General features: G+C 70.4%; 26 protein-coding genes and 1 pseudogene. 14 read left to right on the top strand and 13 right to left on the bottom strand.

What is annotated here, in order from left to right:
* Positions 1-53 precede the first annotated feature (53 nt).
* Entirely contained in the window at positions 54-683 is a 630-nt protein-coding gene (locus ACJX2R_RS45915) for a TetR/AcrR family transcriptional regulator (RefSeq protein ID WP_413104946.1), read from the bottom strand.
* Between the two features lie 136 nt (positions 684-819).
* On the opposite strand from ACJX2R_RS45915, the gene ACJX2R_RS45920 reads away from it, so the two are divergent.
* The 3 genes from ACJX2R_RS45920 to ACJX2R_RS45930 all read left to right on the top strand — a co-directional run bounded on the left by ACJX2R_RS45920 (position 820) and on the right by ACJX2R_RS45930 (position 2719).
* Positions 820-1521 (top strand): SDR family oxidoreductase, encoded by a 702-nt coding sequence (locus ACJX2R_RS45920; protein WP_413104947.1) that lies wholly within the window; start codon positions 820-822, stop codon positions 1519-1521.
* Positions 1522-1585: 64 nt separating this feature from the next.
* The gene (locus ACJX2R_RS45925; protein ID WP_262697490.1) at positions 1586-2008 is read left to right on the top strand and encodes a tautomerase family protein; all 423 of its coding nucleotides are present in this window, start codon (positions 1586-1588) and stop codon (positions 2006-2008) included.
* Positions 2009-2116: 108 nt separating this feature from the next.
* A complete protein-coding gene (locus ACJX2R_RS45930) occupies positions 2117-2719 on the top strand; it encodes a DJ-1/PfpI family protein (RefSeq protein WP_413104948.1) in 603 nt (200 codons plus the stop codon).
* Here the strand turns inward: ACJX2R_RS45930 and ACJX2R_RS45935 are convergent, their stop codons facing one another.
* The 3 genes from ACJX2R_RS45935 to ACJX2R_RS45945 are packed head-to-tail and all read right to left on the bottom strand — an operon-like array spanning position 2720 to position 5125.
* Entirely contained in the window at positions 2720-3523 is an 804-nt protein-coding gene (locus ACJX2R_RS45935) for a siderophore-interacting protein (RefSeq protein ID WP_413104949.1), read from the bottom strand.
* Between the two features lie 40 nt (positions 3524-3563).
* Entirely contained in the window at positions 3564-4472 is a 909-nt protein-coding gene (locus ACJX2R_RS45940) for a PDR/VanB family oxidoreductase (protein WP_413104950.1), read from the bottom strand.
* 23 nt (positions 4473-4495) lie between these two features.
* Positions 4496-5125 carry an MSMEG_1061 family FMN-dependent PPOX-type flavoprotein gene (locus tag ACJX2R_RS45945; protein WP_413104951.1) on the bottom strand — a complete coding sequence of 210 codons (630 nt, stop codon included), beginning with the start codon at positions 5123-5125 and terminating at the stop codon, positions 4496-4498.
* Between the two features lie 172 nt (positions 5126-5297).
* Here ACJX2R_RS45945 and ACJX2R_RS45950 point away from each other — a divergent pair, with 172 nt between their 5' ends.
* On the top strand, positions 5298-5993 hold the full coding sequence (locus ACJX2R_RS45950) for a TetR/AcrR family transcriptional regulator (RefSeq protein WP_413104952.1): 696 nt from the start codon (positions 5298-5300) through the stop codon (positions 5991-5993).
* Positions 5994-6030: 37 nt separating this feature from the next.
* Here the strand turns inward: ACJX2R_RS45950 and asnB are convergent, their stop codons facing one another.
* On the bottom strand, positions 6031-7863 hold the full coding sequence (gene asnB, locus ACJX2R_RS45955; protein WP_413106121.1) for an asparagine synthase (glutamine-hydrolyzing): 1833 nt from the start codon (positions 7861-7863) through the stop codon (positions 6031-6033).
* A 339-nt stretch (positions 7864-8202) separates the two neighbouring features.
* Between asnB and ACJX2R_RS45960 the strand changes: the two genes are divergently transcribed.
* Entirely contained in the window at positions 8203-9657 is a 1455-nt protein-coding gene (locus ACJX2R_RS45960; protein WP_413104953.1) for a glyceraldehyde-3-phosphate dehydrogenase, read from the top strand.
* Positions 9658-9707: 50 nt separating this feature from the next.
* Here ACJX2R_RS45960 and ACJX2R_RS45965 read toward each other — a convergent pair whose 3' ends face one another.
* Entirely contained in the window at positions 9708-10133 is a 426-nt protein-coding gene (locus ACJX2R_RS45965) for a hypothetical protein (protein WP_413104954.1), read from the bottom strand.
* 18 nt (positions 10134-10151) lie between these two features.
* Here ACJX2R_RS45965 and ACJX2R_RS45970 point away from each other — a divergent pair, with 18 nt between their 5' ends.
* The 8 genes and pseudogenes from ACJX2R_RS45970 (at position 10152) to ACJX2R_RS46005 (ending at position 15488) form a co-directional block, all read left to right on the top strand.
* Positions 10152-10295, top strand: a complete 144-nt coding sequence (locus ACJX2R_RS45970; RefSeq protein WP_413106196.1) for a hypothetical protein — start codon at positions 10152-10154, stop codon at positions 10293-10295.
* Positions 10296-10351: 56 nt separating this feature from the next.
* A pseudogene (locus ACJX2R_RS45975) lies at positions 10352-10676 on the top strand (ATP-binding cassette domain-containing protein); the annotation flags it as partial.
* Between the two features lie 48 nt (positions 10677-10724).
* On the top strand, positions 10725-11342 hold the full coding sequence (locus ACJX2R_RS45980; protein WP_413104955.1) for a response regulator transcription factor: 618 nt from the start codon (positions 10725-10727) through the stop codon (positions 11340-11342).
* The gene (locus ACJX2R_RS45985; protein WP_413104956.1) at positions 11339-12472 is read left to right on the top strand and encodes a sensor histidine kinase; all 1134 of its coding nucleotides are present in this window, start codon (positions 11339-11341) and stop codon (positions 12470-12472) included. The genes ACJX2R_RS45980 and ACJX2R_RS45985 overlap by 4 nt, the downstream gene beginning before the upstream one ends.
* Before the next feature lie 132 nt (positions 12473-12604).
* Positions 12605-13768 carry an acyl-CoA dehydrogenase family protein gene (locus ACJX2R_RS45990; RefSeq protein ID WP_413104957.1) on the top strand — a complete coding sequence of 388 codons (1164 nt, stop codon included), beginning with the start codon at positions 12605-12607 and terminating at the stop codon, positions 13766-13768.
* Between the two features lie 31 nt (positions 13769-13799).
* Positions 13800-14168, top strand: a complete 369-nt coding sequence (locus ACJX2R_RS45995; RefSeq protein ID WP_413104958.1) for a hypothetical protein — start codon at positions 13800-13802, stop codon at positions 14166-14168.
* Positions 14165-14917 carry an SDR family NAD(P)-dependent oxidoreductase gene (locus ACJX2R_RS46000; RefSeq protein ID WP_413104959.1) on the top strand — a complete coding sequence of 251 codons (753 nt, stop codon included), beginning with the start codon at positions 14165-14167 and terminating at the stop codon, positions 14915-14917. The genes ACJX2R_RS45995 and ACJX2R_RS46000 overlap by 4 nt, the downstream gene beginning before the upstream one ends.
* 67 nt (positions 14918-14984) lie before the next feature.
* Complete coding sequence (locus ACJX2R_RS46005; RefSeq protein ID WP_413104960.1) at positions 14985-15488, top strand: flavin reductase; 504 nt, start codon at positions 14985-14987, stop codon at positions 15486-15488.
* Between the two features lie 5 nt (positions 15489-15493).
* Here the strand turns inward: ACJX2R_RS46005 and ACJX2R_RS46010 are convergent, their stop codons facing one another.
* The 7 genes from ACJX2R_RS46010 to ACJX2R_RS46040 are packed head-to-tail and all read right to left on the bottom strand — an operon-like array spanning position 15494 to position 23602.
* Complete coding sequence (locus ACJX2R_RS46010) at positions 15494-16429, bottom strand: NADP-dependent oxidoreductase (RefSeq protein WP_413104961.1); 936 nt, start codon at positions 16427-16429, stop codon at positions 15494-15496.
* Between the two features lie 5 nt (positions 16430-16434).
* On the bottom strand, positions 16435-17280 hold the full coding sequence (locus ACJX2R_RS46015) for an ATP-binding cassette domain-containing protein (RefSeq protein WP_413104962.1): 846 nt from the start codon (positions 17278-17280) through the stop codon (positions 16435-16437).
* Positions 17277-19076 carry a dipeptide/oligopeptide/nickel ABC transporter permease/ATP-binding protein gene (locus ACJX2R_RS46020; protein ID WP_413104963.1) on the bottom strand — a complete coding sequence of 600 codons (1800 nt, stop codon included), beginning with the start codon at positions 19074-19076 and terminating at the stop codon, positions 17277-17279. Before ACJX2R_RS46020 ends, ACJX2R_RS46015 begins: the two co-directional genes overlap by 4 nt.
* Positions 19073-20014: an ABC transporter permease gene (locus ACJX2R_RS46025; RefSeq protein ID WP_413104964.1), complete on the bottom strand. Its 942-nt coding sequence runs from the start codon at positions 20012-20014 to the stop codon at positions 19073-19075. The genes ACJX2R_RS46020 and ACJX2R_RS46025 overlap by 4 nt, the downstream gene beginning before the upstream one ends.
* A 19-nt stretch (positions 20015-20033) precedes the next feature.
* Complete coding sequence (locus ACJX2R_RS46030; RefSeq protein WP_413104965.1) at positions 20034-21539, bottom strand: ABC transporter substrate-binding protein; 1506 nt, start codon at positions 21537-21539, stop codon at positions 20034-20036.
* A 28-nt stretch (positions 21540-21567) separates the two neighbouring features.
* Positions 21568-22455, bottom strand: coding sequence for a sugar phosphate isomerase/epimerase family protein (locus ACJX2R_RS46035; protein ID WP_413104966.1), 888 nt, complete (start codon positions 22453-22455; stop codon positions 21568-21570).
* 43 nt (positions 22456-22498) lie between these two features.
* Positions 22499-23602 carry a Gfo/Idh/MocA family protein gene (locus ACJX2R_RS46040; RefSeq protein WP_413104967.1) on the bottom strand — a complete coding sequence of 368 codons (1104 nt, stop codon included), beginning with the start codon at positions 23600-23602 and terminating at the stop codon, positions 22499-22501.
* A gap of 315 nt (positions 23603-23917) precedes the next feature.
* Between ACJX2R_RS46040 and ACJX2R_RS46045 the strand changes: the two genes are divergently transcribed.
* The gene (locus ACJX2R_RS46045; RefSeq protein ID WP_413104968.1) at positions 23918-25135 is read left to right on the top strand and encodes an ROK family protein; all 1218 of its coding nucleotides are present in this window, start codon (positions 23918-23920) and stop codon (positions 25133-25135) included.
* The last annotated feature ends 11 nt before the right edge of the window (positions 25136-25146 follow it).

Raw genomic sequence — 25146 nt, forward strand, 5'->3', positions numbered from 1 at the left:
CCGCCCTCGGAGGGCGGGCCCAGGTGGGTCCGAACCCCTGACGCGAGCGCGTCTCACCCGGCGGTGCCGGACGCGTCCTTCCCGCCGGGGGTCTGCTCATACGCGCCGAGGACGTGGTCGCGCGCCGCGGTCAGGATGCGGTCCGACAGATCGTCGCCCGCGCAGGCCCGCGACAGCACCAACGCCCCGACCATGGTGGACAGTTCGACGAGAACGGACTCCTCGTCGGCGGCCGTGTCGCCGGACGTCCTCGCGTTGCGCTCCATCCCGTCGACCAGTTTGCGCACACCCTCGGTGTACGCCCCCTTGAGCGGGTCACCGGGCTCCGCCCGTGCGGCGTCCACCGCCAGCGCCGCGGCGGCGCACCCCAGCCCGGGGTTGTCGCGGTGCCGGGCGGACAGATAGGCGGCCAGGAACGCGGCCCGGGCGCCGCTCGTGTCCTCGCCCCCGGGGGGTTCCGCCATGTCGGCGAGGCGTTCGGCGAACGCGGCCGAGCACGCCTGGGCGACCAGGTCGTCCTTCGAGGCGAAGTGGCGGTAGAAGCCGCCGTGGGTCAGACCCGCCGCCGCCATCGCCTTGGGCACGCTCACCTTGTCGGCGCCATGGGTGCGCACCAGCTTCGCGGTGGCCGCGATCACCTGCTCGCGGTGGCGTTCGGCCTCGGCTCGGGATGCTCGGGGCATGGTCGGTACTTCCTTCTGTGCGTGGTGCCGGACTGGGGTACCGGACGCCGGTACCGCGTCGATGATATTTGCGGCTCATTTTAGATGATGCTAATAATCTATTTCATTGATTCGACGTCCGACAGGGAGATCCGACATGGTCGCGATCGATGGTTCCGTGGTGCTGGTGACCGGAGGCCAACGTGGCATCGGCAAGGCGTATGTGGAGGCACTGCTCCGGCGCGGAGCGGCGAAGGTCTACGCGACGGCGCGAAAGCCCGCCCCCAGCGAGGACCCGCGGGTCGAGGCCGTTTCCCTCGATGTCAACGACGCGGACGCGGTCGCCGCGCTCGCCGGCCGGGCCACGGACGTGGACATCGTCATCAACAACGCGGGAGTGCTCCTGCCCGCGCCGCTGCTGACGGCGGACATGGCCGATGTGGTGGCCACGTTCGAAACGAATGTCTTCGGGCCCCTCCGGGTGGCCCGTGCGTTCGCCCCGGTCCTCGCCGCACGGGGTGGCGGCGCGCTGGTCGACATGCACTCCGTGCTGTCCTGGGGCGCCGGCGCGGCCGCCTACGGCGCCTCGAAGGCCGCCCTGTGGTCGATCACGAACTCGCTCCGCATCGAGCTGGCGGAGCAGGGGACCCAGGTGGTCGGAGTGCACCTCGGGCTCGCCGACACCGACATGGTCGCCGGGATACCGAGTCAGAAGATCTCCCCGGCCGAGGTCGTGGAGGCGGTCCTGGACGGCGTCGAGAGCGGCGGCAACGAGGTGCTCGTGGACGCCGTGACCCGGCAGATGAAGGCGGCGCTCGCCGGGCCGGTGGAGGGCCTCACCGTTCGTCTCGGACGCTGACCGCCCGCCGCGGACAGCCACTCGTCACCGCCGTTCGACCTCACTCGTCCTCAAGGAGAGAGCAATGCCCCTGTGGCACGTCTACCATCCGGTCGACGCCTACTCCGCGGAGCAGAAACGGCAGTTCGCCGCGGACGTCACGGAGTACTACACCCGGGTCGGTCTGCCGAAGTTCTACGTCGTCACCCTCTTCCACGAGGTCCCCGAGTCCTCGTTCCTGGTCGGCGGGGAGCCGTCGAACAACTCCGTCCGGGTCGTGGTCGAGCACATCGCCCGCCACTTGACCGACCCCGAGGTGAGGAAGAAGGGCACCGAGGGACTCAACCGCCTGCTGGCCCCTCACACCCGGGACCGCGGGCTGCACTGCGAGTTCCACGTGGACGAGACGCCCCGGGACCTCTGGATGATCGACGGGATGTGGCCCCCTCCCTCGCGCAGCGAAGCCGAACGGCTCTGGGCGCGGGAGAACCGTCCGGTGGCGTACTGACGGGCGACCACATCGCCGTGGCGCGAGGCCGCCGGTATCGACCGGCGGCCTCGCCCCCTCCCCCCGAAATCCATGGCCGGGCGGGGAAGGGTCTGATTGGATCGCGGTATGGCCCAGGAAGACACGCGGAAGATCGGGATCCTGCTGTTCCCGGACGTGGAGGAGCTCGACGCCATCGGTCCATGGGAGGTGCTGTCCTACTGGACGCGCAACTTCACCGAGGACGGATGGCAGGTGTTCTGCTTCTCCGCCGATGGAAACCCCGTGACCTGCGCGAAGGGGCTCACCGTCGCGGCCCATCACGCGATGGCCGACCTGCCCGCCCTGGACGTGCTGCTGCACCCCGGCGGCCAGGGGACCCGGCCCCAGCTCAAGGACGCCCGGCATCTGGAGTGGGTCCGGGCCCAGCGGCGGTCCGTGCCCCTGATGACGAGCGTGTGCACGGGCTCGCTGGTCTACGCGGCGGCCGGACTGCTGGCCGGGCGGCCCGCGACCACGCACTGGGCGTCGCTGGACCGGCTCGCCGAGCTCGACCCGACGATCGAGGTACGGCCCGACGAGCGGTTCGTCGACGACGGTGACCTGATCACCTCCGCGGGGGTCTCGGCCGGTATCGACATGGCCCTCCACCTGGTCGCCAGGCTCTCCTCACCGGAGCGCGCACGTCAGGTGCGGCGTGGCATCCAGTACGACCCGCGGCCACCGGTGTGATCAGCCGGGGCTGGAGCGGCCGTGCCGCCAGTAGCCGAAGAACGCGATGTCCGGCTTCGGCACGCCGCGGTCGCGCACCAAGTGGCGGCGCAGCCCCGTGGCCAGTCCGGCCTCCCCGGCGACCCAGGTGTAGAACCGGCCCGGTGGCAGGGACGACGTCCGGACCGCGTCGAGGGCCAGTGCGCCGGGCAGGGTGTCCGCGCCGTCCCGGGCCAGCCACCGCACCCGTACCCCCTCGGGAGCGGTGATGTCGTCACGGATGTCGGCGGTCCCGGGCACCTCCAGGAAGACCTCCGCCACCAGTGACGCCGGAGCGTCCTCGAGGATGGCGAGGATCGCCGGTACGGCGCTCTCGTCCCCGGCGAGCAGCTGCCATTCGGCATGGGCCGGTGGCAGATAGCTCATGCCCATGTCGAAGATGCCCGCCGGGTCCCCGGGCCGGGCGCGGCGGGCCCAGGTGGAGGCCGGGGTGTCGCCGTGCAGCGCGAACTCGATGTCCACCTCGCCGAGTTCGGGCCGGGCGCGCCGGATGGTGAAGTTGCGCACCCACGGCCGGCGTGACTTCGGCAGGAGGAGTAATTCCGCCATCCACGCCTCACTGGAGAGCTTCGGCATCCTCAGCCCGTCCTGCCCTTCGCGGGGGAAGAACAGCCGCACCATCTGGTCGAAGCCCATCGGCTTCAGGCGCTCAAGTTCGGGTCCGCCGAGCGTGATGGTCGAGAAGGCGGGCGTCAGCGATGTGTTCCGGAGCACCTCCAGCGTGATCATTTGCCGTGATTCGGGCGTGCGCAGCTTGGGCAACATGTCGTTCCTCGCGTTGGGTTGGAGGCCGCTCGCAGCCTGGTCACAGGTCCACGACGAGTCGCGGGGACAGGGCGCGGGACACACAGGCGTACATCCGGCCCGAGGGGGCGCCGATGTCGTCCCGGTGCTCCGGTTCGCCGTCGAGCACGGCCACTTCGCAGCTGCCGCAGACGCCTTCGCGGCATCCGGACGCCACGGGGAACCCGGCGTGGGTCAGGGCGTCCAGCAGCGATTCGTCGTCGGGCACCTGAACCGTCCGCCCCGACCGGGCACACACCGCCTCGAACGCCGTGTTGGGCGCGAACGTCCTGGGCGCCGGGCGGAACCGCTCCGCGTACAGCCGCCCCGGGGGGAACGCCTCCTCCGCCGCGGCGAGCATCGGCCCGGGGCCGCAGGCGTACACCACGGCACCGGGGCTCAGCGCGGAGGCCACAGCGGCGAAGTCCGGCCTGCCCTGCCGCCGCGTGGCGACGATCCGCACCCGGTCGCCGTAGGAGGAGCGCAGTTCGTCGACGAACGGCATGGACGCCACCGACTGCCCCAGGTACACGAGCGACGCCGGGACGTCCGACGCGGCCGCCGCCCGCAGCATCGGCAGGATCGGGGTGATGCCGATCCCGCCCGCGAGGAAGAGGTACTCAGGCGCGGGGAGCAGCGGGAAGTGGTTCCGCGGCAGCGACACATCGAGGGCGCGGCCCCGGCGCAGAAACCGGTGGATGTACTCCGAACCACCCCGGCTGAGGCGGTCGTGGCGTACGGCGACGCGATAGGACTCCCGGTCCGCCGGGTCTCCGCACAGCGAGTACTGCCGGGTCAGCCAGTTCGGCAGCGCCAGGTCGACATGGGCGCCCGGCTCCCAGGGTGCCAGCGGGCCGGTGGCGCCCCGCAGAACGAGGGAGACGACGTCTTCGGCGACCCGCTCGATGTGGTCGACGACGGTCTGTTGCATCGTTGATTCACCTTGTGCCGTGGTCAGTAGAGTTTCCGGTAGCCCTCTTCGAGGGCATGGGTGAGCGCCATCGGGTCGATGTCCCTCCCGAATTGGGAGGCGGCGATCTCGCCGACCGACGGGATCTCGTCGGCGAGGGCCTGGCTCGCGGGGTCCCACAGCCGGGAGCGGATGAGCGCGCGGCCACAGTGGAAGTACGCCTCCGCCACCTCGACGACGATCGCCAGCACCGGATCCTTGGCCTCGGTCTGCATCCGGGCGAGCACATCGGGGTCGTCGGTGGGGTAGGCGCGGCCGTTGACCCGCAAGGTCTCCCGCAGCCCGGGGATGAGGAAGAGCAGCCCGATCCCGTCGTTCTCGGCGAGGTTGCGGAAGGAGTCGGCGATCTTGTTGCCGGGACGGTCGGGAATCGCGAGCGTGTGGTCGTCGAGCACCTTCACGAACCCCGGGTAGTCACCACGGGGGGAGCAGTCGGCGCGCCCCTCCGCGTCCGCGGTGGCCATGGACAGGAAGGGGGAGTGCGCGATGAAGAGGCGGAAGTAATCGTCGATATGGTCCTGGACCTTGGCCTTGATCATGGCCTCGGGCTCCCCGAGCAGGGCGTGGACCTCGGCCGGCGACAACCGCCGGGGGCGTGTGCTGGTCTGCGTCATGAGGACTCCTTCCGGGCGGGGCGGAGCGGAGGGCGCGGGGTCCGTGCCGGTCGCCTCCCGCCTCCCTGCCGACGACGGTGGCTCACCGCAACGCCGCAGTTCATGGCACTATTGTGAGCAATTACTCAGGTCTTGCGCCACTCGCTTTCACGGGCGCTGTGCAGGAGGTGTCATGACGACCGGCCGTCGCGGACTTCAGCCACGTAAACAGCCACGCCAGGCCCGGGCCGAGCTCACCCGGCAGCGCATCCTCACCGCCGCTGCTCACATTTTCGCCGAGTACGGCTATGCCGCCGGGACCACCAATCGCATCGCCGAGCGCGCCCGGATCTCGATCGGCTCGCTGTATCAGTACTATCCGAACAAGGACGCGATCCTGGCCGAGTTGCTGATCCGTCACCTCGACGCCGGGGGCGACGCCATCAGGAGCCGCCAGGACGAGGACGAACCGGACTCCCTGGAAGAGATCATCCGCGGGTTCGCGCGCCCTGTGATCGCGAACCATCTGGACGACCCGCAGCTGCTCCGGGTCATGATGGAACACGGGCCACGGTCGCCCGAGTTGCTGGAGAAGATCGCCCGGCATGAGCGGGAACGGGTCGCCTACACCCAGGAGTTGCTCGAGCGCCATCCCGAAGTCCGGGTCGAGGACACCTACGTCGCCGCCCGGCTCGTGGTGTCCACGGTCGAGCTCGTCGTCCACCAGCTCATCGCGGCGCCCGACTCCATCGACACCGAGCGGCTGGAGAACGAACTCGTCGCGATGATCACCAGCTACCTCACGGCCGCGCCGGGCGGGAGCGGCCCGGTTGACCGGCCACATCACGAGGGACGGGCACCCGGTGGCCCGGGTGCCCGTCCCTCGTGATGTGTTGTGATGGGTGAATTGCCCGGGACCCCGGGGGTCAGTCGAGCGTGATGACGGGCTTGCGCAGGTCGAACCATGTCGCCAGGTCGAGAGCGCGTTCGACGGTGGCGCGCTGCTGACTGGTGATGACCTCAGCCGGTGCGTCGAGCGCCTCCCTCAGCGTCTCGGTGCGGCACAGTTCGAGGGCCGGGTGTCCGGAGGTGATGAGGTCGCCCGCCTGCCGCCTGATGGCGGCGAGATAGGCGGGGTCGAAGCTGCCGGGGTAACCACTCTTCTTACGGTCGGCCACGGACTCGGGCAGCACATCGCGGGTGGCCCCGCGCAGGATGCTCTTCTCCCGCCCGTCGAACGTCTTCAGCGACCAGGGGGTGTTGAAGACATAGGAGACGAGGCGGTGGTCGCAGAACGGCACCCTGACCTCCAGGCCGACGGCCATGCTCATCCGGTCCTTGCGGTCGAGCAGGGTGTTGACCATGCGGGTGAGGTGCAGATAGCAGACCTGCCGCATGCGCTTCTCCAGACCGGTCTCGCCGTCCTTGAGCGGGGCCTCGTCCAGGGCGCTGAGGTAGTGGTCGTGCAGGTAGGTGTCCAGGTCGAGCTTCTCGGTGAGGTCCGGGGACAGCAGGTCCTTGGTGTCGCCGAGCGTCAGTCCTCCGGCGAGCCACGGAAAGGTGTCGGCCTCGCGCCGCTCGTCGTGGAACCACGGGTAGCCGCCGAAGACCTCGTCGGCCGACTCGCCCGACAGGGCCACGGTCGACTGTTCGCGAACGGCCTTGAACAGCAGATAGAGGGAGTTGTCCCGGTCGCCGAGCCCGATGGGCAGATCCCTCGCCGCGATGGCCGCCTGCCTGACGGCGGGGTCGGACAGGGCGGAGCCGTCGAGCACGATGTCCCGGTGGTCGCACTTCACATGCTCGGCCACGGCGTGCACATACGGCGTGTCGACGCTGGGCGCCACGTCGATCGCGCGGAAGTTCTCCGCCTGCCCGGGGAAGTCCACGGCGAAGCTGCGCACGGTCTCGCCGTGTTCGCCGAGCTTGCGGGCGGCGAGCGAGGTCATCGCCGAGGAGTCCAGCCCCCCGGAGAGCAAGGTGCAGCGGGGCACGTCGGCGACGAGCTGACGGGCGATGATGTCCTCCAGGAGCTCCCGCACATGGGCGACGGTCGCCTCCTGGTCATCGGTGTGCTCGGACACCTCCAGACGCCAGTACGCCTGCTCGCGAAGTCCATTGCGGTCGACGGTGGCGATATGGCCGGGGCGCAGCTCCTTCATGCCCTTCCAGATCGCATGGCCCGGGGTCTTGGCGAAGGAGAAGATCTCCCGCAGCCCGTCCAGGCCGACCTCGGGGGCGGCGAGCGGATTGGCGAGGATGGCCTTGGGCTCGGATCCGAAGAGGACGCCGTCGTCGGTCTCGTAGTAGTAGAACGGCTTGATGCCCATCCGGTCCCGGATCATCACCAGCTTCTCGGTACGGGAGTCCCAGATGGCGAAGGCGTACATGCCGTTCAACTTCTCGGTGAGGGATTCGCCCCATTCGACGTAGCCGCGCAGGACGACCTCGGTGTCGGAGTCGGTGGTGAAGCCGTGGCCCCTGCGGCGCAGTTCATCGCGCAGCTCGGTGAAGTTGTACGCCTCACCTGAGTAGACCATGCTCACGGGGCCGTCGGCCGTGTCGACGGCCATGGGCTGCGCCCCGCCGGGCAGGTCGATGACGGCCAGCCTCCGGTGCCCGAGCGCCGCCCTGCCGGTCACCCACGCTCCGGCCGCGTCCGGGCCCCGGCAGGCCATCGTCTCCGTCATGGTGTCGAGGACCTGGCGGTGGGAGGTCAGATCGCGACGGTAGGAGACCCAGCCGGTGATGCCGCACACAGTGATCATCCCTTTCACTCAGCGGGAGATGGTTGCCTGTGAAAACCATCTACCTCTCTGGAGGGGGATCGCTACCGGGAGCTGATCTGTGAGGGAGTGGTATTTCTCACTGGTAAATTCCTGTTAATGGTAAGTTTCGCCATGAGTGCTGTCCGAAAAACGACGCCCACTAAGTCGCTATTTTACGGCTGATATCCGCGTCGTAATTCATCAGGGAATGACCGGCGGTATACGAGCCGGGTCGGGAGCCCGCGTGGTGCGGCTGGCCGGGGGGTGCCGACGCCCCCGATGACCTGGGGGGCTACCATATGAGCGCCACCTAGCTCGAAAGATAAACTTGTGACTCTCAACGAGGACTCGTTCACCAACTGGAAGCACCGCGAGGAGATCGCGGAGTCGATGATCCCCCTCATCGGGAAGCTGCATCGGGAGCGGGACGTCACGGTCCTGCTGCACAGCCGCTCCTTGGTGAACAAGTCGGTCGTCAGCATCCTGAAGACCCATCGATTCGCCCGTCAGATCGCCGGTGCGGAGCTATCGGTCACCGACACCCTGCCGTTCCTGCACGCGCTCACCGCGCTGGATCTCGGCCCCTCCCAGATCGACATCGGCTTGCTCGCCGAGACACACCGGGCCGATGACCGCGGTCTCTCCGTGGCGGAGTTCACCGCCGAGGCCGTCGCCGGGGCCACCGGGGCCAACAAGATCGAGTGCCGTGAGGGACGCGATGTGGTCCTCTACGGGTTCGGGCGGATCGGGCGGCTGGTCGCCCGGCTGCTCATCGAGAAGGCCGGATCCGGCAACGGGCTGCGGCTGCGGGCCATCGTCGTCCGCGGAAGCGGCGGGCGGGCCGGTGAGGATCTCGTCAAGCGGGCCTCGCTGCTGCGCCGCGACTCCATCCACGGCCAGTTCCAGGGCACGATCACCGTGGACGAGGCGAACGGCACGATCATCGCCAATGGCAACGAGATCAAGGTGATCTACGCCGACGACCCGGCGTCGGTGGACTACACGGCGTACGGCATCAAGGACGCCATCCTCATCGACAACACCGGCAAGTGGCGCGACCGCGAAGGGCTGTCCAAGCATCTGCGCCCCGGTATCGACAAGGTGGTGCTGACCGCGCCGGGCAAGGGCGATGTCCCCAACGTCGTCCATGGCGTCAACCACGACACGATCAAGCCGGACGAGCGGATCCTGTCCTGCGCCTCGTGCACCACCAACGCGATCGTCCCGCCGCTGAAGGCGATGGCGGACGAGTACGGCGTGCTGCGCGGCCATGTGGAGACCGTCCACTCGTTCACCAACGACCAGAACCTGCTGGACAATTACCATAAGTCCGACCGTCGTGGCCGCTCGGCGCCGCTCAACATGGTCATCACCGAGACCGGTGCCGCCTCCGCCGTCGCGAAGGCCCTGCCCGACCTCGAGGCGAAGATCACCGGTAGCTCGATCCGGGTTCCGGTGCCGGACGTCTCGATCGCGATCCTCAATCTGCGGCTCGCGCGCGAGACCACCCGCGAGGAGGTCCTGGACCATCTCCGCGAGGTGTCCCTGACCTCGCCGCTCAAGCGCCAGATCGACTTCATCAGCGCTCCCGACGCGGTCTCCAACGACTTCATCGGCTCGCGCCACGCCTCGATCGTCGACGCGGGCGCCACCAAGGTCGAGGGTGACAACGCGATCCTCTACCTCTGGTACGACAACGAGTTCGGCTACTCCTGCCAGGTCATCCGCGTCGTCCAGTACGTCTCCGGGGTGGAGTACCCGACCTACCCGGCCCCGGTGGTCTGACACCCGCCACGACAGCGGCCCGCTTCCGGACCCGTCCGGAAGCGGTCCGCCTACTCGCCCGTTCCTGACATGTCGGCGAGCAGCCGTACGATGCCCGCCGGCCCGAAGACGTCCTGGGTGGCGAGGGCGATGCCGCCGTGGAGCCCGGAACCACCCTTGAGCTGTGTCGCGGTGATGGTCAGTTTGCGGGTGGCCAGCGGGAGGGCGCGCTGGTAACGACGGCTCGTACGGCGGAGACCGGATCGTCGCGGCGATCGCTCCGACACAGCCGACGTTGCCGCAGACACACAGGACGTTGCTTCCGCCGACGGCGCGGGTGTGGCCGATGTCGCCCGCGGGGCCATCAGGGCGCGGAAGCGCTCCCGGGGGTGGTCGGCGACGGGGTAGCCGTCCCTGCCGGGCATGCCGGTGGGCTGCACCGCGCACCCCTGCCGGAAGTCCACCGGCCCGGGGAGCCCGACGACCACCTCACGCACCCGGCCGGGATCGCGGTCGTGTCCAGCACGGCCCGCGGGCCCGCGTCGATCCGGACGTCGGCCGTGTCCCGTGCGATCGGCCGTCTGCTGAGGTCGGTGATGGCCAGATGGGAGGCGGCGGTGTCGATGTCCACGGCGACGACGGTTCCGGCCGCGGGCTGATCGTCAGCACCCGGGGCGGTCGGCCGCGGACGGACCGTCTGGACTCGACTTCCTGCCGGGTGCGGACCCTGCTCGACCGTGTGTACCTCCCGCACGACTCGGTGCACCGGCTGCCCCGGGAGTTCTCCGGTGGCCAGCGCCAGCGGATCGCCATCGCGCGCGCCCTGTGCCGGGACCCCAGGCTGTCCGTGGTCCGGCACATCAGCCACCTTGGTGGCCGTGCTGTACCGTGGCGACATCGTGGAGACGGGCGCCGCCGCCCAGGTTACCGAGGCACCGGAACACGCCTACACACGGCGGCTGTTGCTCGCGGCGCCGGTGCCGGACCCCGACCGCCAGGCGTGGCGCCGGGCCGAACGGCTGAAGGAGGCCGCCTCATGACCTTCCGCATCCGGGGGCTCGACCGGGTTCACCGGCGGGACGGCTGAGATGTCCCTCGTCTACATCCTGGACGACGACGACGAGCTGAGCGAATCGCTCGCCTGGCTCCTCGAATCGGTCGGCATCCGCTCGGAGCGCTTCCACGACGCCCGGACCTTCCTGCGCTCCTACGACCGTGACCGGCCCGCCTGCCTGGTCCTCGACGTCCGCATGCCCGAGCTGAGCGGGTTCGACGTACAGCAGCTGCTGAACGAGACGGGCGAGCCGATGCCCGTCGTCTTCGTCTCCGCGCACGGCGACATCCGGATGTCCGTACGCGCGCTACAGAACGGCGCGGTCGACTTCCTGGAGAAGCCCTACGACCCCCAGCACATGCTGGACGTCGTACAGGCCGCGCGGCGCACCGCGCGGGAACGCTTCGAGCGGGCCGCCGTCCAGCGGGAACTGCGGGCCGGCCTGGACCGGCTGACCGCCCGGGAACGGGAGGTGCTCGCACTGTCCGTGGACGGCGTGCCCAACAAGCGCATCGCCACCCGGCTCGGCATCAGCGCCAAGACCGTCGATGTGCACCGCGCCCGGATCCGGGAGAAGACCGGCGCCGAGTCCATCGCGGCCCTCGTGCACGACATCCTCCGGCTGGGGCTGCGGCCCCCGGCGGAGCGATGAGGGACACCGCAGCGGGCCGCCTTCCCTCCGCCGACTTCCGCACGTTGATGGAGGCCCTGAAGTACTGCGTCCTGCTGCACGACGCCCGGACGTACGAGATCCTCTGGGCCAACCGGGCGGCCTGCGAACTGCTCGGCTGGACCGTCGACGAGCTGAAGCCCCTCAAGGCACCGGACATGAGCAAGAACGCCCGGCAGTACAGCCGTGAACTCGGCCACCGCTGGCTCGGGCAGGCGGCACGGCACGGCATCAGCGCCACCGAGTGGTGCTACCGCTCCCGGAGCGGCGAGGAGATCCTCACCGAGGCGACCGCCGTCCGTGTCGCCCTGCCGGGACGGACGGTGGTGATGGTCCAGTTCCGGGACATCGCCGAGGAGAAGGCGGTCCGGCGCGATCTGTCCCGCGCCGAGGAGGAGCACCGCCGCGACACCCAGCGCCTGAACCATCTGGCCCGCAACAACGCCATGGGCGACATGGCGATGGCGATCGCGCACGAGGTGAGCCAGCCGCTCGCGGCCGCGTACAACTTCGTGGAAGGGGCGCGCGGTCGGCTCGGACGCGGCCACGACGCGGTGGCCTGGGGACTGGACAACGCCGTCCGGCAGATCGAGCGGGCCCGGCGGATCCTCGGCAGCCTGCGCGGTTATGTCGGCCGCCTGGAGCAGTCCGAGCAGCTGACCGACCTCAACGCGATCGTGCGCGACTGCGCGTACTTCATCGAGCTGAGGGCCCGGGAGCACGCGGTGGCCGTCGAGTACGACCTCACCGGCGAGCCGCTGCCGGTGCTGTGCGAGAACGTACTCATCGGGCAGGTCGTGATGAACCTCGCCTTCAACGCGGTGGACGAGATGGCCGGCCGGCCGGAGGCCGAACGAGAGGTGCGGGTCACCACCCGGCGAGGCGCGGACGGATCCGCCGTGCTGGAGGTCAGGGACCAGGGGAACGGACCGCCGCCCGGGGACCGGATCTTCGACGGTGTCTTCACCTCCAAGGAGAACGGCAGCGGTATCGGTCTCGCCCTCAGCCGGCGCATCATCACCCGTCACGGCGGCCGGATCGAGACCGCGGCGAACCAGCCGCGCGGCGCGGTCTTCCGTTTCACGCTGCCCATGGCCGTTCCCGGCCGCTAGCCGGTACCTCCCGTGTAGGGGAAATCCCCTACGCGATGAATCCGACGCCCAATTGAGGCTCATGAGCGGCCGCACTTAGCGTGATGACAAGGCGGGCGGGAGAACCGCCCGGCAATGCGAGGGGATTCGCTCATGACGCAGACGCTGGATGCCGCCAAGGCGGCGGCCGCGGGGCGGTCGGCCTCCGGAGCGGCCTTCGACCGGGTGCTGGACGTGGTCGAACGGCGGCGTGCCGAATTCGAAGAGAAGAGGCATGTGCCGCGCGATGTGATCGAGGAATTCAAGAACGCGGGAATCTACCGGGCGAGCACACCGAAGAAATACGGCGGGGACGCCCTGCCGCCCGCCGAATTCCTCCGGCTCATCGAACGGATCGCGGTCGTCGACGGCTCGGCGGGCTGGGTCGCCAGCTTCGGCTCGTCCCTGGTCTACCTGGCCGCGCTCCCGCCGCGGACCCAGGCCGAGCTGTACGCCGACGGGCCCGATCTGGTCTTCGCCGGAGGGCTGTTCCCGGTGCGGCCCGCCGAGCGTGTTCCGGGTGGCCACCGGGTCTCCGGCCGCTGGAAGTTCGCCAGCGGCTGCCTGGGCGCGGATGTGCTCGGCGTGGGCATCAAGGGCGGGGAGGCCAAGGGCGGCCGTCCGCTCACCGCCGTCCTGCGGCCCGAGCAGGTGGAGATCGTCGAGAACTGGAACGTCATCGGGATGCGCGGCACCGGAAGCCACGATCTGGTGGTGGACGGGGCCGTCGTACCCGACGAGTGGACGTTCGTCCGCGGCGGCGAGCCCACCGTGGACGAACCGCTCTACCGCTACCCGTCCGTCCCCTACGCCGCCCAGGTGCTGGCCGTCGTCGGCCTCGGAGTGGCGCGGGCCGCCCTCGACCACGTCATCGCCCAGGGCGGCCGCGCGGGTTACACGGGCGCCCCGGTCCCCGCCGAGCGCGCCACCTATCGCATCGCGGTCGGCCAGGCCGAGGCCCAACTCCGCTCCGCGCGGGCCTACTTCTACGAAACCACCGAGGAGGTGTGGGCCACCGTGACGGCGGGGGACGCGGCGAGCGCCCGACAGACCAGCTCGCTGCGGCTCGCCTCCGCCCATCTCGCGAAGACCTCCTTCGAGGTCGTCCGGGCCGCCTACCAGCTCGGTGGCATCGCCGCCATCGCGGACGGCAATCCCATGGAGCGCTATCTGCGCGATGCCTCGGTCGTCCCGCAGCACGCCTTCCTCCAGGAGGGCATGTACGACGGCGCGGGCGCGGTCCTCATGGGCGTTCAGCCCTTCCCCGGCTATCTGTGAACCGGCCACTTCCGAAAGGCAGGAATCCGTCATGTCCGCTTCCCCCGAGGCGCCCCTGCGGGTGCTGTTCTGCATCGGCGTCAACCAGAGCTTCTTCGACCTGCCCACCGGCCGGAGCAAGATCGTCTGGGATGGCTTCACATCCATGCTCGGGCAGCTGTACGAGCTGCCCGGAGTGACCGTCCTGGGCACCGTCGACGACGATCAGCACATGGTCGGCCCCTCCGCCTCCTGGCCCTGGACCTGCTACGTCCTCGCCGACGTCGCCGACCAGCCGACGGTCGCCGCCGCCTGTGACCTCTTCCGCACCGTCCAGGTCGGCGAGCACGGCCTGTGGCGCTATATGAAGATCGAGGCGCGCGTCGGCCGTCCGCTGCCCGAGCCGGGGGCCACCCGATGACCGTGGAGACCCGCCGCGTCGCCCTCGTCACCGGGGCCGCCCGCGGCCTGGGCGTGTGCATCGCCCGGCGGCTGCACGAGCAGGGGTACCGCGTCGCCCTCACCGACCTGGACGAGGAGGGCGTGGTGAAGGCGGCGGCGGACCTCGACCCGGAGGGCCGCGCCACCGTCGGGCTGGCCCTGGACGTGCGCGACAAGAGCGCCTTCGCGGCCGTCCGCGATCAGCTCGTCGAACGCTGGGGCGCCGTCCATGTGCTCGTCAACAACGCCGCACTGACCAAGGCCGAGTCGCTGATGGACATCGGCCCCGATAGCTTCGGCGAGATCGTGTCCACCAACCTCAACGGCGCCTTCTTCGGCTGCCAGGTCTTCGGCGCCTACTTCGCCGAACAGGGCCATGGGCGCATCGTCAACATCGCCTCCCTCGCCGGCCAGAACGGCGGTACGGCGACCGGTGCGCACTACGCGGCGGCGAAGGGCGGAGTGGCCACCCTGACCAAGGTCTTCGCCCGCGAACTCGCGCCGGACGGGGTGACGGTGAATGCCATCTCCCCGGGCCCCCTGGACCTGCCGGTGGTCCGCGACATCATCTCGCCGGACAAGATCGACGACTTCGAACGCGCCATCCCCGTAAGGAGGTTGGGGCGTCCGGAGTTCATCGCCGACATGGCCGTGCTGTTGTCCGCCGACCACGCGGACGCGGTCACCGGCGCCTGCTGGGACGCCAACGGCGGCCTGTACATGCGCTGACGTTCCCCCGGAGCACCGCACCCACTTGAGTCAGTCCGAACCGAGGCAGCAGAGGAGGGGCCCCGCCGTGACCCCCGACCCGTCCCAGTTCCGGGAGGCGATGGCACATCTCCCGGCAGCCGTCAACATCCTGACCACCAACGGACCGAACGGCCGCTGTGGCATCACCGTCAGCGCGGTCTGCTCGGTGACCGACGATCCGCCGACCGTACTGGTCTGCGTCAACCGCGGCAGCGCCATGCACGATGTGTTCCGGGCCAACGGAAGGGTCTGCGTCAATGTGCTCGGCGGCGCCCAGCAGGAACTGGCCCTGCACTTCGCCGGGGCCACGAAGGTGCCGATGGCCGAGCGCTTCACCTGGGACGTCTGGGACCGCGCCCACGATGTGCCGGTCCTCAAGGACGCCCTGGTGAGCGCCATCGGCACCATCACGGACGCCGTCCCCATGGGCTCCCACAGCGTGCTGTTCGTCGACATCGAGCAGATCCGCACCCGCTCGGGCGGGCAGAGCCTCGTCTACTTCAACCGAGCGTTCCACCGCCTGGACGCCACACCCCTGGTACCCGGGTGAGAACGTCATCGCGTCCTGGTCCGCATCTCCAGCACCACCTTTCCCCACGGGTGGCCGGACTCGACCACGCGGAGGGCGGCCGGGGCCTCCGCGAAGGGGAAGACCTCCCGGACGTGGGGATCGAGCCGGCCGTCCCGGACCCGGCGGGCGAGTTCGGCCAGGGTCTCCGCCCTGTTGCCACGGGACAGCTGCCGGGCACCGAAGCGGGCCGCGGTCTCCGGGGCGGCGACCGTGAGAACCCGGCAGTCCGGGGACATCAGGCCCGAGACCGTGTCCAGGGCGTCGCCGCCCACCAGGTCCAGTACGGCGTCGGCGGCGTTCGGGAGCGCGGCGGCCAGCCGGTCCGCGGTGTCGTCACCGTCGTACGGAACGGCGGTGGCGCCCAGGGACGACACGAACTCCCGCTTCGCACCGGACGCGGTGCCGACCACCGACACCCCCTCCGACGCGGCGAGTTGAACCGCCGCCACCCCGACCCCGCCTCCGGCGCCCAGGATCAGCAGGGTCTCCCCGGCGGTCACCTTGAGTCCGCGCACGGAGTCGTACGCGGTCCCCGCCGCCACCGGGAGGGCCGCCGCGTCGGTGTACGACAGCCCCTCCGGCTTGACGATCGTGAAGCCGGCGGTCAGGACGGCGTGGTGGGCGTAGCCGCCGCAGCCACGCGCACTGCTGCCGAACACCGCGTCGCCCACGGCGAACCCCTCGACCCCGGGGCCGAGGGCCACCACCACCCCGGCCGCCTCGCGTCCGAACACCGCCGGGAGGCCGAGCGGCAGGAACGACCGGTGCATCCCCTCGCGCACCTTCCAGTCGACCGGATTGACACCTGCCGCACGCACCTCGACCAGCAGTTCCCCCGGCCCGGGGGAGGGGAGCGGAAGGTCCAGGAAGCGCTCCACCTCCGGGCCGCCGTACGCGGTGAATCCGTATGCGTTGTCCATGCCCGTCATTCTGCCGCCCCGGCCATGAGGCTCCGACGCCGCTCACGGCGTTCCCGCTGGCGCTCCGGATCCGGTACGGGGGCGGCGAGCATGAGCCGTCGCGTATAGGGGTCCCGCGGGTCGCCGGTCACGGCCGCCGCCTCGCCCGACTCCACGATCCGGCCACGGTGCATCACGGCCACGCGATGACTGACACACCGCACCACCGACAGATCGTGGGTGATGAACAGATAGGCGACACCCGTGCGCTCCTGGATCTCCACGAACAGCTCCAGCACCCGCGCCTGGGTGGACAGGTCCAGCGCGCTGACCGGTTCGTCGCACACGATCAGCCGTGGCTCGCGGCACAGGGCCCGCGCGATCGCCACGCGCTGGCGCTGACCCCCGGAGAACTCCCGTGGCAGCCGGTGTGCGGCGTCGGCCGGCAGGCGCACCTGGTCGAGCAGTCCGCGGACCCGCTGCTCGGCGGAGGCGCGGGCGGTGCCCGAGACCAGCAGGGGCTCGGTGAGGATGTCGCCCACCGTCATCGCCGGGTTCAGCGAGGTGTAGGGGTCCTGGAAGACGACCTGGATCTCGGCGCTGAGCGTACGCCGCTCCCGCGCGCTCAGCCGTGAGATCACCCGGCCCGCATAGCGGATCTCGCCCTCGGCCACCGGGGCGAGCCCCAGCACCGCGCGCCCGAGCGTCGTCTTGCCCGAGCCGGATTCGCCGACCAGCCCCACGGTCTCGCCGGGCCGGATGTCCAGGGACACTCCGTGCAGGGCCCGGAACGGCTGGGCGCGCCGCCCCTTGGCGGCGTACTCCACGACCAGTCCGTCGACTTCCAGCACTATGGCCGGGGTGGTGTTCATACCTTCTCCTGGAGGGACGTGCCGGTCGCCGGGCCCTGCCGCAGTGGGGTGCGCGGCGGAGCGTCCTCCAGCGTCGAGTCCAGCAGCATGCGGGTGTACTCGTGGCGCGGTTCGGCGAACAGCCGCTCGGCCGGAGCGGTTTCCACGACCTGGCCGGTCCGCATGACGGCCACCCGGTCGCAGATGTCCGCGACCACGCCGAAGTTGTGTGTCACCAGGATGAGACCCATCCGCCGCTCCCGCTGCAACTCCCGCAGCAGATCGAGCACGTCCGCCTGGACGGTGACGTCCAGCGCCGTGGTGGGTTCGTCCGCGATCAGCAGGTCGGGGTCGCAGGACACGGCGCCCGCGATGAGGACCCGCTGCGCCATACCACCGGAGATCTGGTGCGGATAGGCCTGGTAGACGCGCTCCGGCTCGGCGATGCCGACCCGCTCCAGCAGGGCCAGGGCCTTCTCCCGCGCCTCCCGTGCCGTCAGCTTCAGATGCCGCCGCATCGGGTCGATGAGCTGGGTGCCGATGCGGAAGGCCGGGTCGAGGTTGGACATCGGCTCCTGGGGGACGTAGGCGATGCGGCAGCCGCGCAGCGCGTTCCGTTCCTTGCGCCCGAGCCCCCGCAGATCGCGGCCGTCGAAGCTCAGCCGGTCGGCCTCGCTCCGGGCTTCCGGGGGCAGCAGTCCGAGGACCGCGAACGCCGTCTGGCTCTTGCCCGAGCCCGACTCGCCGACCAGACCGACCACTTCACCACGGCGTACGGTGAGCGACACCCCGTCCACCACGGTGCGCTCGCCGTCCCGGGCGGGGTAGGTCACCCGCAGGTTCTCGACCGCGAGGAGGCTTTCGTCCCCGCCCTCCGGGCGAGCGCTGGGCCGTGCCGCCCTGGGGCGTCCGGGCCGCCGCGCCGCCGGGGCGCCCGTCTCCAGGAGCGCGTCCCGCAGGGCGTTGGCCAGCAGACCGAGCGCCGCCACGGTGATTACGATCGCCAGGCCCGGGGCCACCAGCAGGGAGGGCTTGGTGTACAGGTTGGCGAACGCGTCGTTGAGCATCGCGCCCCAGCTGGCCTGCCCGGCCGAGCCGAGGCCGAGGAACTCGATGCCCGCCTGGATGACCACGGCCACGCCGAACATCTGCGCCGACTGGACGATGGTGGGCGCCTGCACCACCGGCAGGATGTGCCGGCGCACGATACGGGTGTCGCCGAGTCCGGAGACCCGGGCGGCGTCGACGTACAGTTCCTCACGGACCGAGGTGACCGAGGCCCGTACGAGGCGGAAGACCCCGGGCGCGAGGATGATGCCGAGCACCGCCATCGTCGCGTTGGTGTCGGGGCCGATCGCGGCGATGGAGACCAGCAGCACCATGATGGCGGGCGCGGCCATGACGAGGCTCGCCAGCCAGCTGATGACGGCGTCGGTCCGGCCCCGGTAGTAGCCGGCGAGCAACCCGGTCGGCACACCGATCAGCAGGGCGACCGCGACGGCGATGAACCCGCCGAGCAGGCTGACCCGGCCGCCGTACAGCAGCCGCGCGAGCACGTCCCGTCCGACGCTGTCGGCGCCGAGGAGGTGGCCGCCGCCGGGTGCGGCGAAGGCGTCGGCCAGCGTGGCGCGGGTGGGACTGGCCGAGGTGAGCAGGGGCGCGCAGACACTGGCCGCCACGATGAGGGCCAGCAGGACCAGGCACACCACCGCCATCGGATGGCGGAGCAGCCGGCCCAGCGGATAGCCGCGTCCGCGGGTGGTGCCCGGCGTGGAACCGGGTGTGCCGGGGGTATCGCCGGTCGCGGAATGTGTCATCGGACACGCACCTTCGGGTTGAGCCAGCCGTAGGCGAGGTCCACCAGCAGATTGACCGCCACGACGATGAGGACGAGGTAGACCACGACGCCCATGACCAGGGGCGTGTCGCCGTTGACGGTCGCTGTCACCGCGGCGGAGCCCACTCCGGGGAGTCCGAAGACCTTCTCGATGACGACGGCGCCGCCGACCAGGGAGATGAACTGGAGGGAGAGCACGGTCAGCGCCGGGGGCGCCGCGTTGCGCAGCACATGCCGGAAGAGCACCCTCCGCTCGCTCAGCCCCCGGCTGCGCAGCGTGCGCACGAAGTCCTCGCGCAGTACGTCGATGACCGCCCCGCGCACCTGCTGGGCGGTGGCGGCGATGGCGCCGATGGCGAGTGAGACGGCGGGGAGGGTGATGGACCGGAGCCAGTCGGAGGGGGAGGAGGCGAGCGGCACGTATCCGGTGGCGGGGAGCCAGCCCAGCTGGACGGCGAGGGTGGCGGAGAGCATCAGCGCCATCAGGAAGCTCGGCACCGCGTACCCGACGATGGCGGTCGCCTGGACCACCCGGTCGAGCCATCCGCGCCGTACGGCGGCGGCGATGCCGAGCACCGCGCTGAGGACGGTGGCCAGCAGGAGCCCGCTGACCACGATGGACAGGGACACCGGTGCCTTGAGCACCAGGCTTTCGGAGACGGAGTCACCGCCGAACCAGGAGGTTCCGAAGTCGCCCCGGACCGCGTGGGACAGCCACTGTCCGTACTGGCTGATCCATGGCCGGTCCAGGCCCAACTCATGTCTCTTGGCGGCGATTTGCTCTGGTGTCGCCATCGTGCCGGCGATGGTGCGCGCGGCGTCGGCCCCGGTGAGGCTCATCATCGCGTACGCCGCCGTCGCGAGCACATAGAGGAGCACCAGACCGGCCGTGACGCGGCGTACGAGAAAGGTCAGCATCGCGTTCGTTCCTTCCGCGTCAGCCGGCGGGGGCCATGTTCGAGATCGGTACCGCGGAGACGAAGGCCCGGGGCGTCACCTTGATCTTCTTGGAGTTGCCCTGGACGGCGTCGAGCACATCCCAGGGCGCGTTGAAGGCGTTCTCCTGGAGGTGGGAGTTGATCTCGCGGAACGCCGCGGTCTGCGCCGCGCCCCGGGCCTTCTGCGCCTTGTCGATCATGCGGTTGAGCTTCGGGTCGAAGTCCTTGGCGGGATTCCAGGCTGCGCCCTTGGTCAGCTCGGACTGGATGAAGTCCCAGGGCTGGCCGGACTGGAGCTTGAACCATGACATCGGGTACTCGCCGGACTGGAGGGCCGTGAACAGCCGGGTGAACGGGATCTTGTCCACCTTGACCTTGATGCCGATGTCCTCCAGGGCCTGCGTCATGACGACCTGCTGGCTCGGCGCCACGGAGGAGACGTCGGGCATGGTGACGGTGAAGCCGTGCGGGTAACCCGCCTCGGCGAGCAGTTTCCTGGCCTTTGCCGGGTCGTAGGCATAGTTGCTCTCGAGGGACTTCTCGTACCAGGTGGAGCCCGCGGTCGCCAGCTGCGAGGTGGCCGTGGCATAGCCGAGGTTGAGCTTGTCGACGATGGTCTTCCGGTCGAAGGCGTGGTTCAGGGCCTGGCGCACCTTCACCTTGCCCAGGGCGGGCACGGTCCTGCCGGTGCGGTCCCAGATGTAGAGGCCCTCGACGCTGTCGGCGTGCGCCCGCACCTCAAGGCCGCGGCTCTTGGCGTACTGAGCGGTCTGCGGGGTGATACGGGCCCAGTCGACCTGCCCGCTGAGCAGGGCGTTCAGCCGGGCCGTGGGATCGGTGATGTTCTTGATGACGATCTTGTCGAAGGGGTACGCCTTCGGGTTCCAGTAGTCCGGGTTGCGGGTGAAGGCGTAGGTGCTGCCGTTGGTCGTGGCGGCCTTGTCCAGGACATAGGGGCCCGAGCCGACCGGACCGCCCTTCGCCGTCAGGTCCCTGGGGCTGGCGATCATGCCCGAGGGGTCGCCGAGGTTCGCCACGAGCTGGGGGTCGGGCGCCGACAGATGGAGGGCCACGGTCCGGGGGTTCACGACCTCGACCGAGTCGATGGCGCGCAGTTTGCCGGCGGCCTCGTTGGTGCCCTGCTTGGTGTGGAGCAGGTTCTTCTTCACGGCCGTCGCGTCGAGCGCGGTGCCGTCGGTGAACCGCACGCCCTTTCTGAGCCTCATGGTCAGCGCGGTGCGGTCGCGGTCATAGGACCAGGAGGTGGCCAGGTTCGGGTGGGGACGGGCCTCGGGGTCCAGCCGGACCAGGGAGTCGAAGACGGGCTCGTAGTACTGGATGTTGTCGCCCAGGGCGGCGGAGGCCAGGTCCCAGCCGGTATGGGCGTTGCCGATGGACAGCGTCAGCGTGTCGGCTCCGGTGGCGGACGCCGTGGCGCCGGAGCGGCCGCACGCCGACACGGCCACGAGGGTGAGGGCCACCCCTGCCATGACCATTCTTCGCATGTCGTCCTTCTGCTCTCGGGTGCCGTGCTCAGCGCTGCCGCCGGGCCCACTCGCCGCAGAGCCGCACACTCTCCTCGGGGGTGGCCTGGGCGCCGCGGTCGACCTCGATCACCAGCCAGCCGTCGAACGTGGCGGGCAGCGCGGCGAGGGTGGCGGGGATGTCGACCGAGGCGTGGCCGGGCTCGGCCCACAGACCGGCCAGCACGGTCTGCTGGTAGGTCCATGCCCCGGCGCGGCCCCGCTCGGCGACGTCGGCGTGGAAGTCCTTGATGTGGAGGGCGGCGACCCGGTCGCCGTAGTCGCGGATGAGGCCGATGACATCGGCACCGGCCCAGCCGAGGTGGCCGATGTCCGGGCCGAAGGAGAGGACGTCGGCGTCCACGCCGTCGAGGATGAAGCGGGTCTCCTCCTCGGTCTCCGCCCAGGTGCCGATGTGGGGGTGGAACGCGGCGGCGACACCGTTCGCCCTGGTGGTCTCGCCCATGCGGGCGAACACCTCGCGCACCCGCGCCAGCCGTTCGGGAGTGGCCTCCGCGCCCACGGCCGGGCGGTGCACACGGGGGGCCTGCTTGTTCATACCGGTGGCCACGAAGACCGTGGGCAGGCCCAGTTCGGCCATCTGGGTGCTGACGCGGTCGGTCTTGTCGAGCAGTTCGCGCAGGCTGCTCTCGTCCTCCGGGAGGGGGCCCGAGATATAGCCCGGGGCGGGCGCCAGACCGTGCTCGGCGAGCAGCCGGCCGTATTCGGCGGCCGTCATCCCGGCGGGCACGTCCGCGTGTACGGCGGCGATGCCGGCCTCGCGGATGACCTTGAGGCGCTCTGGCAGCGGCGGCGCCAGAGCGGGGTCGATCCAGCCGTCGTCGGTGGCGATCCACTGGAGGGGGTTGATCGCGATCCTGTCGTGGCGGATGGTCATGAGGGTCCTTTCCCTGAGGGCGGGGCGGTGGGACGGGCGGGTGTCAGACGGTGAAAAGGGGCTGGGGGCGCTCGCAGGAACTGCTCAATGTCACGGACCGGCCCCGCTGGGCGGAGCCCTCCAACGCGCAGAGCCCTTCGAGCACATGGAAGGCGAAGGCGGCGTTGGCGCGGTGCGGGCCGCCCTCGACGGCGTTGGCGAGGTCGCGGACGCCGAGCCCGCGGCGGGCCTGTTCGCGGGTGCCGACGGCGCCGAAGAGTTCGAGGGCCGGTTCCAGGACCGTCCAGTCGCCGTCCCCGTGCCGCCGGAGCCGCACATCGCCGTCGAAGTGGTTCGGGTTGGCCAGCGAGAGGGTGCCCTCGCTGCCGTAGACCTCCAGGTACGGCAGATCGCTGTCCCAGACGTCGAAACTCATCTGGGTGGTGGCGATGACACCGGAGGCGAAGGTGAGCACCGCACCGGTGTGGGTGGGGATGGTGACCTCGACGGTGTCCACGGTCCGTTCGGGCGCGGTGACGGTGCGCTCGGGCACGCCGATGCGGGCGGCCGCCGAGACAGTGGAGACGGGGCCGAGGCAGTTGACCAGGACGGCCAGGTAGTACGGACCCATGTCCATCACCGGGCCGCCGCCCGGCTGGAACAGGAAGGCCGGGTTCGGGTGCCAGGTCTCTGCCTTGCTGTGCCCGATGAAGGCGGAAGCACCGATGGGCGTTCCGATCAGGCCCGAGTCGATCGCTTTGCGTGCCGTCTGGGCGGCGCTGCCGAGGAAGGTGTCCGGCGCGGATCCGAGGACACGCCCGGTGCGGGCGGCCGCCGCGAGGACCGCTTCGCCGTCCGTGACCGTGGTGGCCAGCGGCTTCTCGACGTAGACGTGTTTGCCCGCTTCCAGGGCCGTGATGATCGTACGGGCGTGGTGGACCGGCGGCGTCAGGTTGACCACGATGTCCACCGAGTCGTCGGCGTACAGCTGGCGGTCGTCACCCCAGGCCGGGATGGAGTGGTCGGCGGCCGCCTGCTTCGCCCGTGCCACATCGATGTCGGCCACCCGCACGATCTCCAGCTCCGGGTAGCGGGCGAGACCGGTGACATACCGGCCGAATATGTTGCCGCTGCCCAGGATGCCGATGCGATGGGTCTGTTTGGCCATGGAGGTGGGTTCCTCTCCCGGGAGTGGTGCGGGGATGGTCGGGTTTGCCGGTGATCCGCGAACGTCCGTGGTGCGGTGGTGCCTTGCCGGGCCCCGCGGTGTCGCGCCGGGCGGTCCACCGCCCTTGACTTCGGGAACGGGGGCGCCAGGGGACCGCCCGCTGCCTGCCGTTGAGTAAGGCGTGTTCGCGTCGCCTAACACCTTCGTTTAGTTCGGTTACCCCAAACAAGAGGCGGTTGTTAATTTTTCTTGCAAACTAATAACGTCTTAAAGGAGGGCTGTTCCGGGGTGATCCACGACGGCTAGGTTGGGGAAATGCGTGAAGGTGACGGTTATTCCGCCGATCAGACGCTGCTGCCCGCGGTTCCCGCCGGACTGCGCAGGGTGCTGGACCTCGTGTTGGCCGGTGAGGCGACCAACCGGGCCGAGATCGCGCGCCGCAGTGGTCTGGCCCGCTCCACGGTCGGCCAGCAGGTGGACCAACTCCTCGGCCGCGACATCCTGGAGGAGATGGAGTCCGGCGAATCGGTGCGCGGCCGGCCGCCGCGGCTGCTGACCCTCAGCCCGCACGCGGGGACCATCGCCGTCGCCGACGTGGACACCCTGGACACCAGGATCGCGATCGCCGACCTCGGCGGACGTCTCATCGCCCAGGACACGGTGGCCGTGCGCATCGACACGGGGCCGGAGACGGTCCTGGAGGTGGTGTGCGACCGGCTGCACGCCCTGTTGGAGCGGTCGGGGCGCGACCCGGACCGGGTGCGTCAGGTGGTCATGGGGCTGCCGGCTCCCGTGGACCGGGAGCGCGGTTGCCCGCTCAGGCCCAACGGCATGCCGGGCTGGGACGGCTACCCGGTCGCCGAACGGCTGCGCGCACGGTTCCGGGCCCCGGCCCAGGTGGACAATGACGCCAACCTCATGGCCCTCGGCGAGGCCGTTCAGGCCCGGGCCGAAACCCCGGTGCTCTGCCTCAAGATCGCCAACGGGATCGGAGCGGGGCTCATCAGCGCGGAGGGCGGGATCTACCGCGGCGCGGACGGCGCGGCCGGCGATGTCGGCCACATCCGGTCCCTCGGCGGCGGCACCGCCCTGTGCACCTGCGGCAATGTCGGCTGTGTGCGCGCCATCGCCTCTCACCGCGCCGTCCTGCGGACCCTGGACATCCCCGAGTCCACCGAGGAGGACCCGCTGCACGGGGTTCACGAGCTCGCGGAGCGCGTCGCGAACAACGACCCGCCCGCCGTCCGGGCCCTGCGGCAGGCGGCCACCGAGATCGGCGAACTCGCCGCCATGCTCGTCTACATGTACAACCCCCGCACCCTGATCCTCGGCGGCCCGCTCAGCGACCTGCGCGACGACCTGCTCTCCGGGGTGCGCGCCGTGGTGTACCAGCGCGCCCTGCCGCTGGCCACCCGGAATCTGATCATCACCACGACACGGCTCGGCGCCGCCTCGGCCCTGCACGGGGCGGTGGCCCTCGCCACCGGGGACGTCTTCAGCGAACGGGGGATAGCCCGGCTGCTCGTCGACTGAGAGCCTGTGTG

Origin of the sequence: Streptomyces sp. Inha503 (genome assembly GCF_047215865.1) — a bacterium.
Taxonomy (GTDB): domain Bacteria; phylum Actinomycetota; class Actinomycetes; order Streptomycetales; family Streptomycetaceae; genus Streptomyces; species Streptomyces lycopersici.

Excerpts from the sequence above, each read along its gene's own strand:
- ACJX2R_RS45915 (WP_413104946.1), bottom strand. The coding sequence starts at position 683 with ATGCCCCGAGCATCCCGAGCCGAGGCCGAACGCCACCGCGAGCAGGTG.
- ACJX2R_RS45920 (WP_413104947.1), top strand. The coding sequence starts at position 820 with ATGGTCGCGATCGATGGTTCCGTGGTGCTGGTGACCGGAGGCCAACGT.
- ACJX2R_RS45925 (WP_262697490.1), top strand. The coding sequence starts at position 1,586 with ATGCCCCTGTGGCACGTCTACCATCCGGTCGACGCCTACTCCGCGGAG.
- ACJX2R_RS45930 (WP_413104948.1), top strand. The coding sequence starts at position 2,117 with ATGGCCCAGGAAGACACGCGGAAGATCGGGATCCTGCTGTTCCCGGAC.
- ACJX2R_RS45935 (WP_413104949.1), bottom strand. The coding sequence starts at position 3,523 with ATGTTGCCCAAGCTGCGCACGCCCGAATCACGGCAAATGATCACGCTG.
- ACJX2R_RS45940 (WP_413104950.1), bottom strand. The coding sequence starts at position 4,472 with ATGCAACAGACCGTCGTCGACCACATCGAGCGGGTCGCCGAAGACGTC.
- ACJX2R_RS45945 (WP_413104951.1), bottom strand. The coding sequence starts at position 5,125 with ATGACGCAGACCAGCACACGCCCCCGGCGGTTGTCGCCGGCCGAGGTC.
- ACJX2R_RS45950 (WP_413104952.1), top strand. The coding sequence starts at position 5,298 with ATGACGACCGGCCGTCGCGGACTTCAGCCACGTAAACAGCCACGCCAG.
- ACJX2R_RS45980 (WP_413104955.1), top strand. The coding sequence starts at position 10,725 with ATGTCCCTCGTCTACATCCTGGACGACGACGACGAGCTGAGCGAATCG.
- ACJX2R_RS45985 (WP_413104956.1), top strand. The coding sequence starts at position 11,339 with ATGAGGGACACCGCAGCGGGCCGCCTTCCCTCCGCCGACTTCCGCACG.
- ACJX2R_RS45990 (WP_413104957.1), top strand. The coding sequence starts at position 12,605 with ATGACGCAGACGCTGGATGCCGCCAAGGCGGCGGCCGCGGGGCGGTCG.
- ACJX2R_RS45995 (WP_413104958.1), top strand. The coding sequence starts at position 13,800 with ATGTCCGCTTCCCCCGAGGCGCCCCTGCGGGTGCTGTTCTGCATCGGC.
- ACJX2R_RS46000 (WP_413104959.1), top strand. The coding sequence starts at position 14,165 with ATGACCGTGGAGACCCGCCGCGTCGCCCTCGTCACCGGGGCCGCCCGC.
- ACJX2R_RS46010 (WP_413104961.1), bottom strand. The coding sequence starts at position 16,429 with ATGGACAACGCATACGGATTCACCGCGTACGGCGGCCCGGAGGTGGAG.
- ACJX2R_RS46015 (WP_413104962.1), bottom strand. The coding sequence starts at position 17,280 with ATGAACACCACCCCGGCCATAGTGCTGGAAGTCGACGGACTGGTCGTG.
- ACJX2R_RS46020 (WP_413104963.1), bottom strand. The coding sequence starts at position 19,076 with ATGACACATTCCGCGACCGGCGATACCCCCGGCACACCCGGTTCCACG.
- ACJX2R_RS46025 (WP_413104964.1), bottom strand. The coding sequence starts at position 20,014 with ATGCTGACCTTTCTCGTACGCCGCGTCACGGCCGGTCTGGTGCTCCTC.
- ACJX2R_RS46030 (WP_413104965.1), bottom strand. The coding sequence starts at position 21,539 with ATGCGAAGAATGGTCATGGCAGGGGTGGCCCTCACCCTCGTGGCCGTG.
- ACJX2R_RS46035 (WP_413104966.1), bottom strand. The coding sequence starts at position 22,455 with ATGACCATCCGCCACGACAGGATCGCGATCAACCCCCTCCAGTGGATC.
- ACJX2R_RS46040 (WP_413104967.1), bottom strand. The coding sequence starts at position 23,602 with ATGGCCAAACAGACCCATCGCATCGGCATCCTGGGCAGCGGCAACATA.
- ACJX2R_RS46045 (WP_413104968.1), top strand. The coding sequence starts at position 23,918 with ATGCGTGAAGGTGACGGTTATTCCGCCGATCAGACGCTGCTGCCCGCG.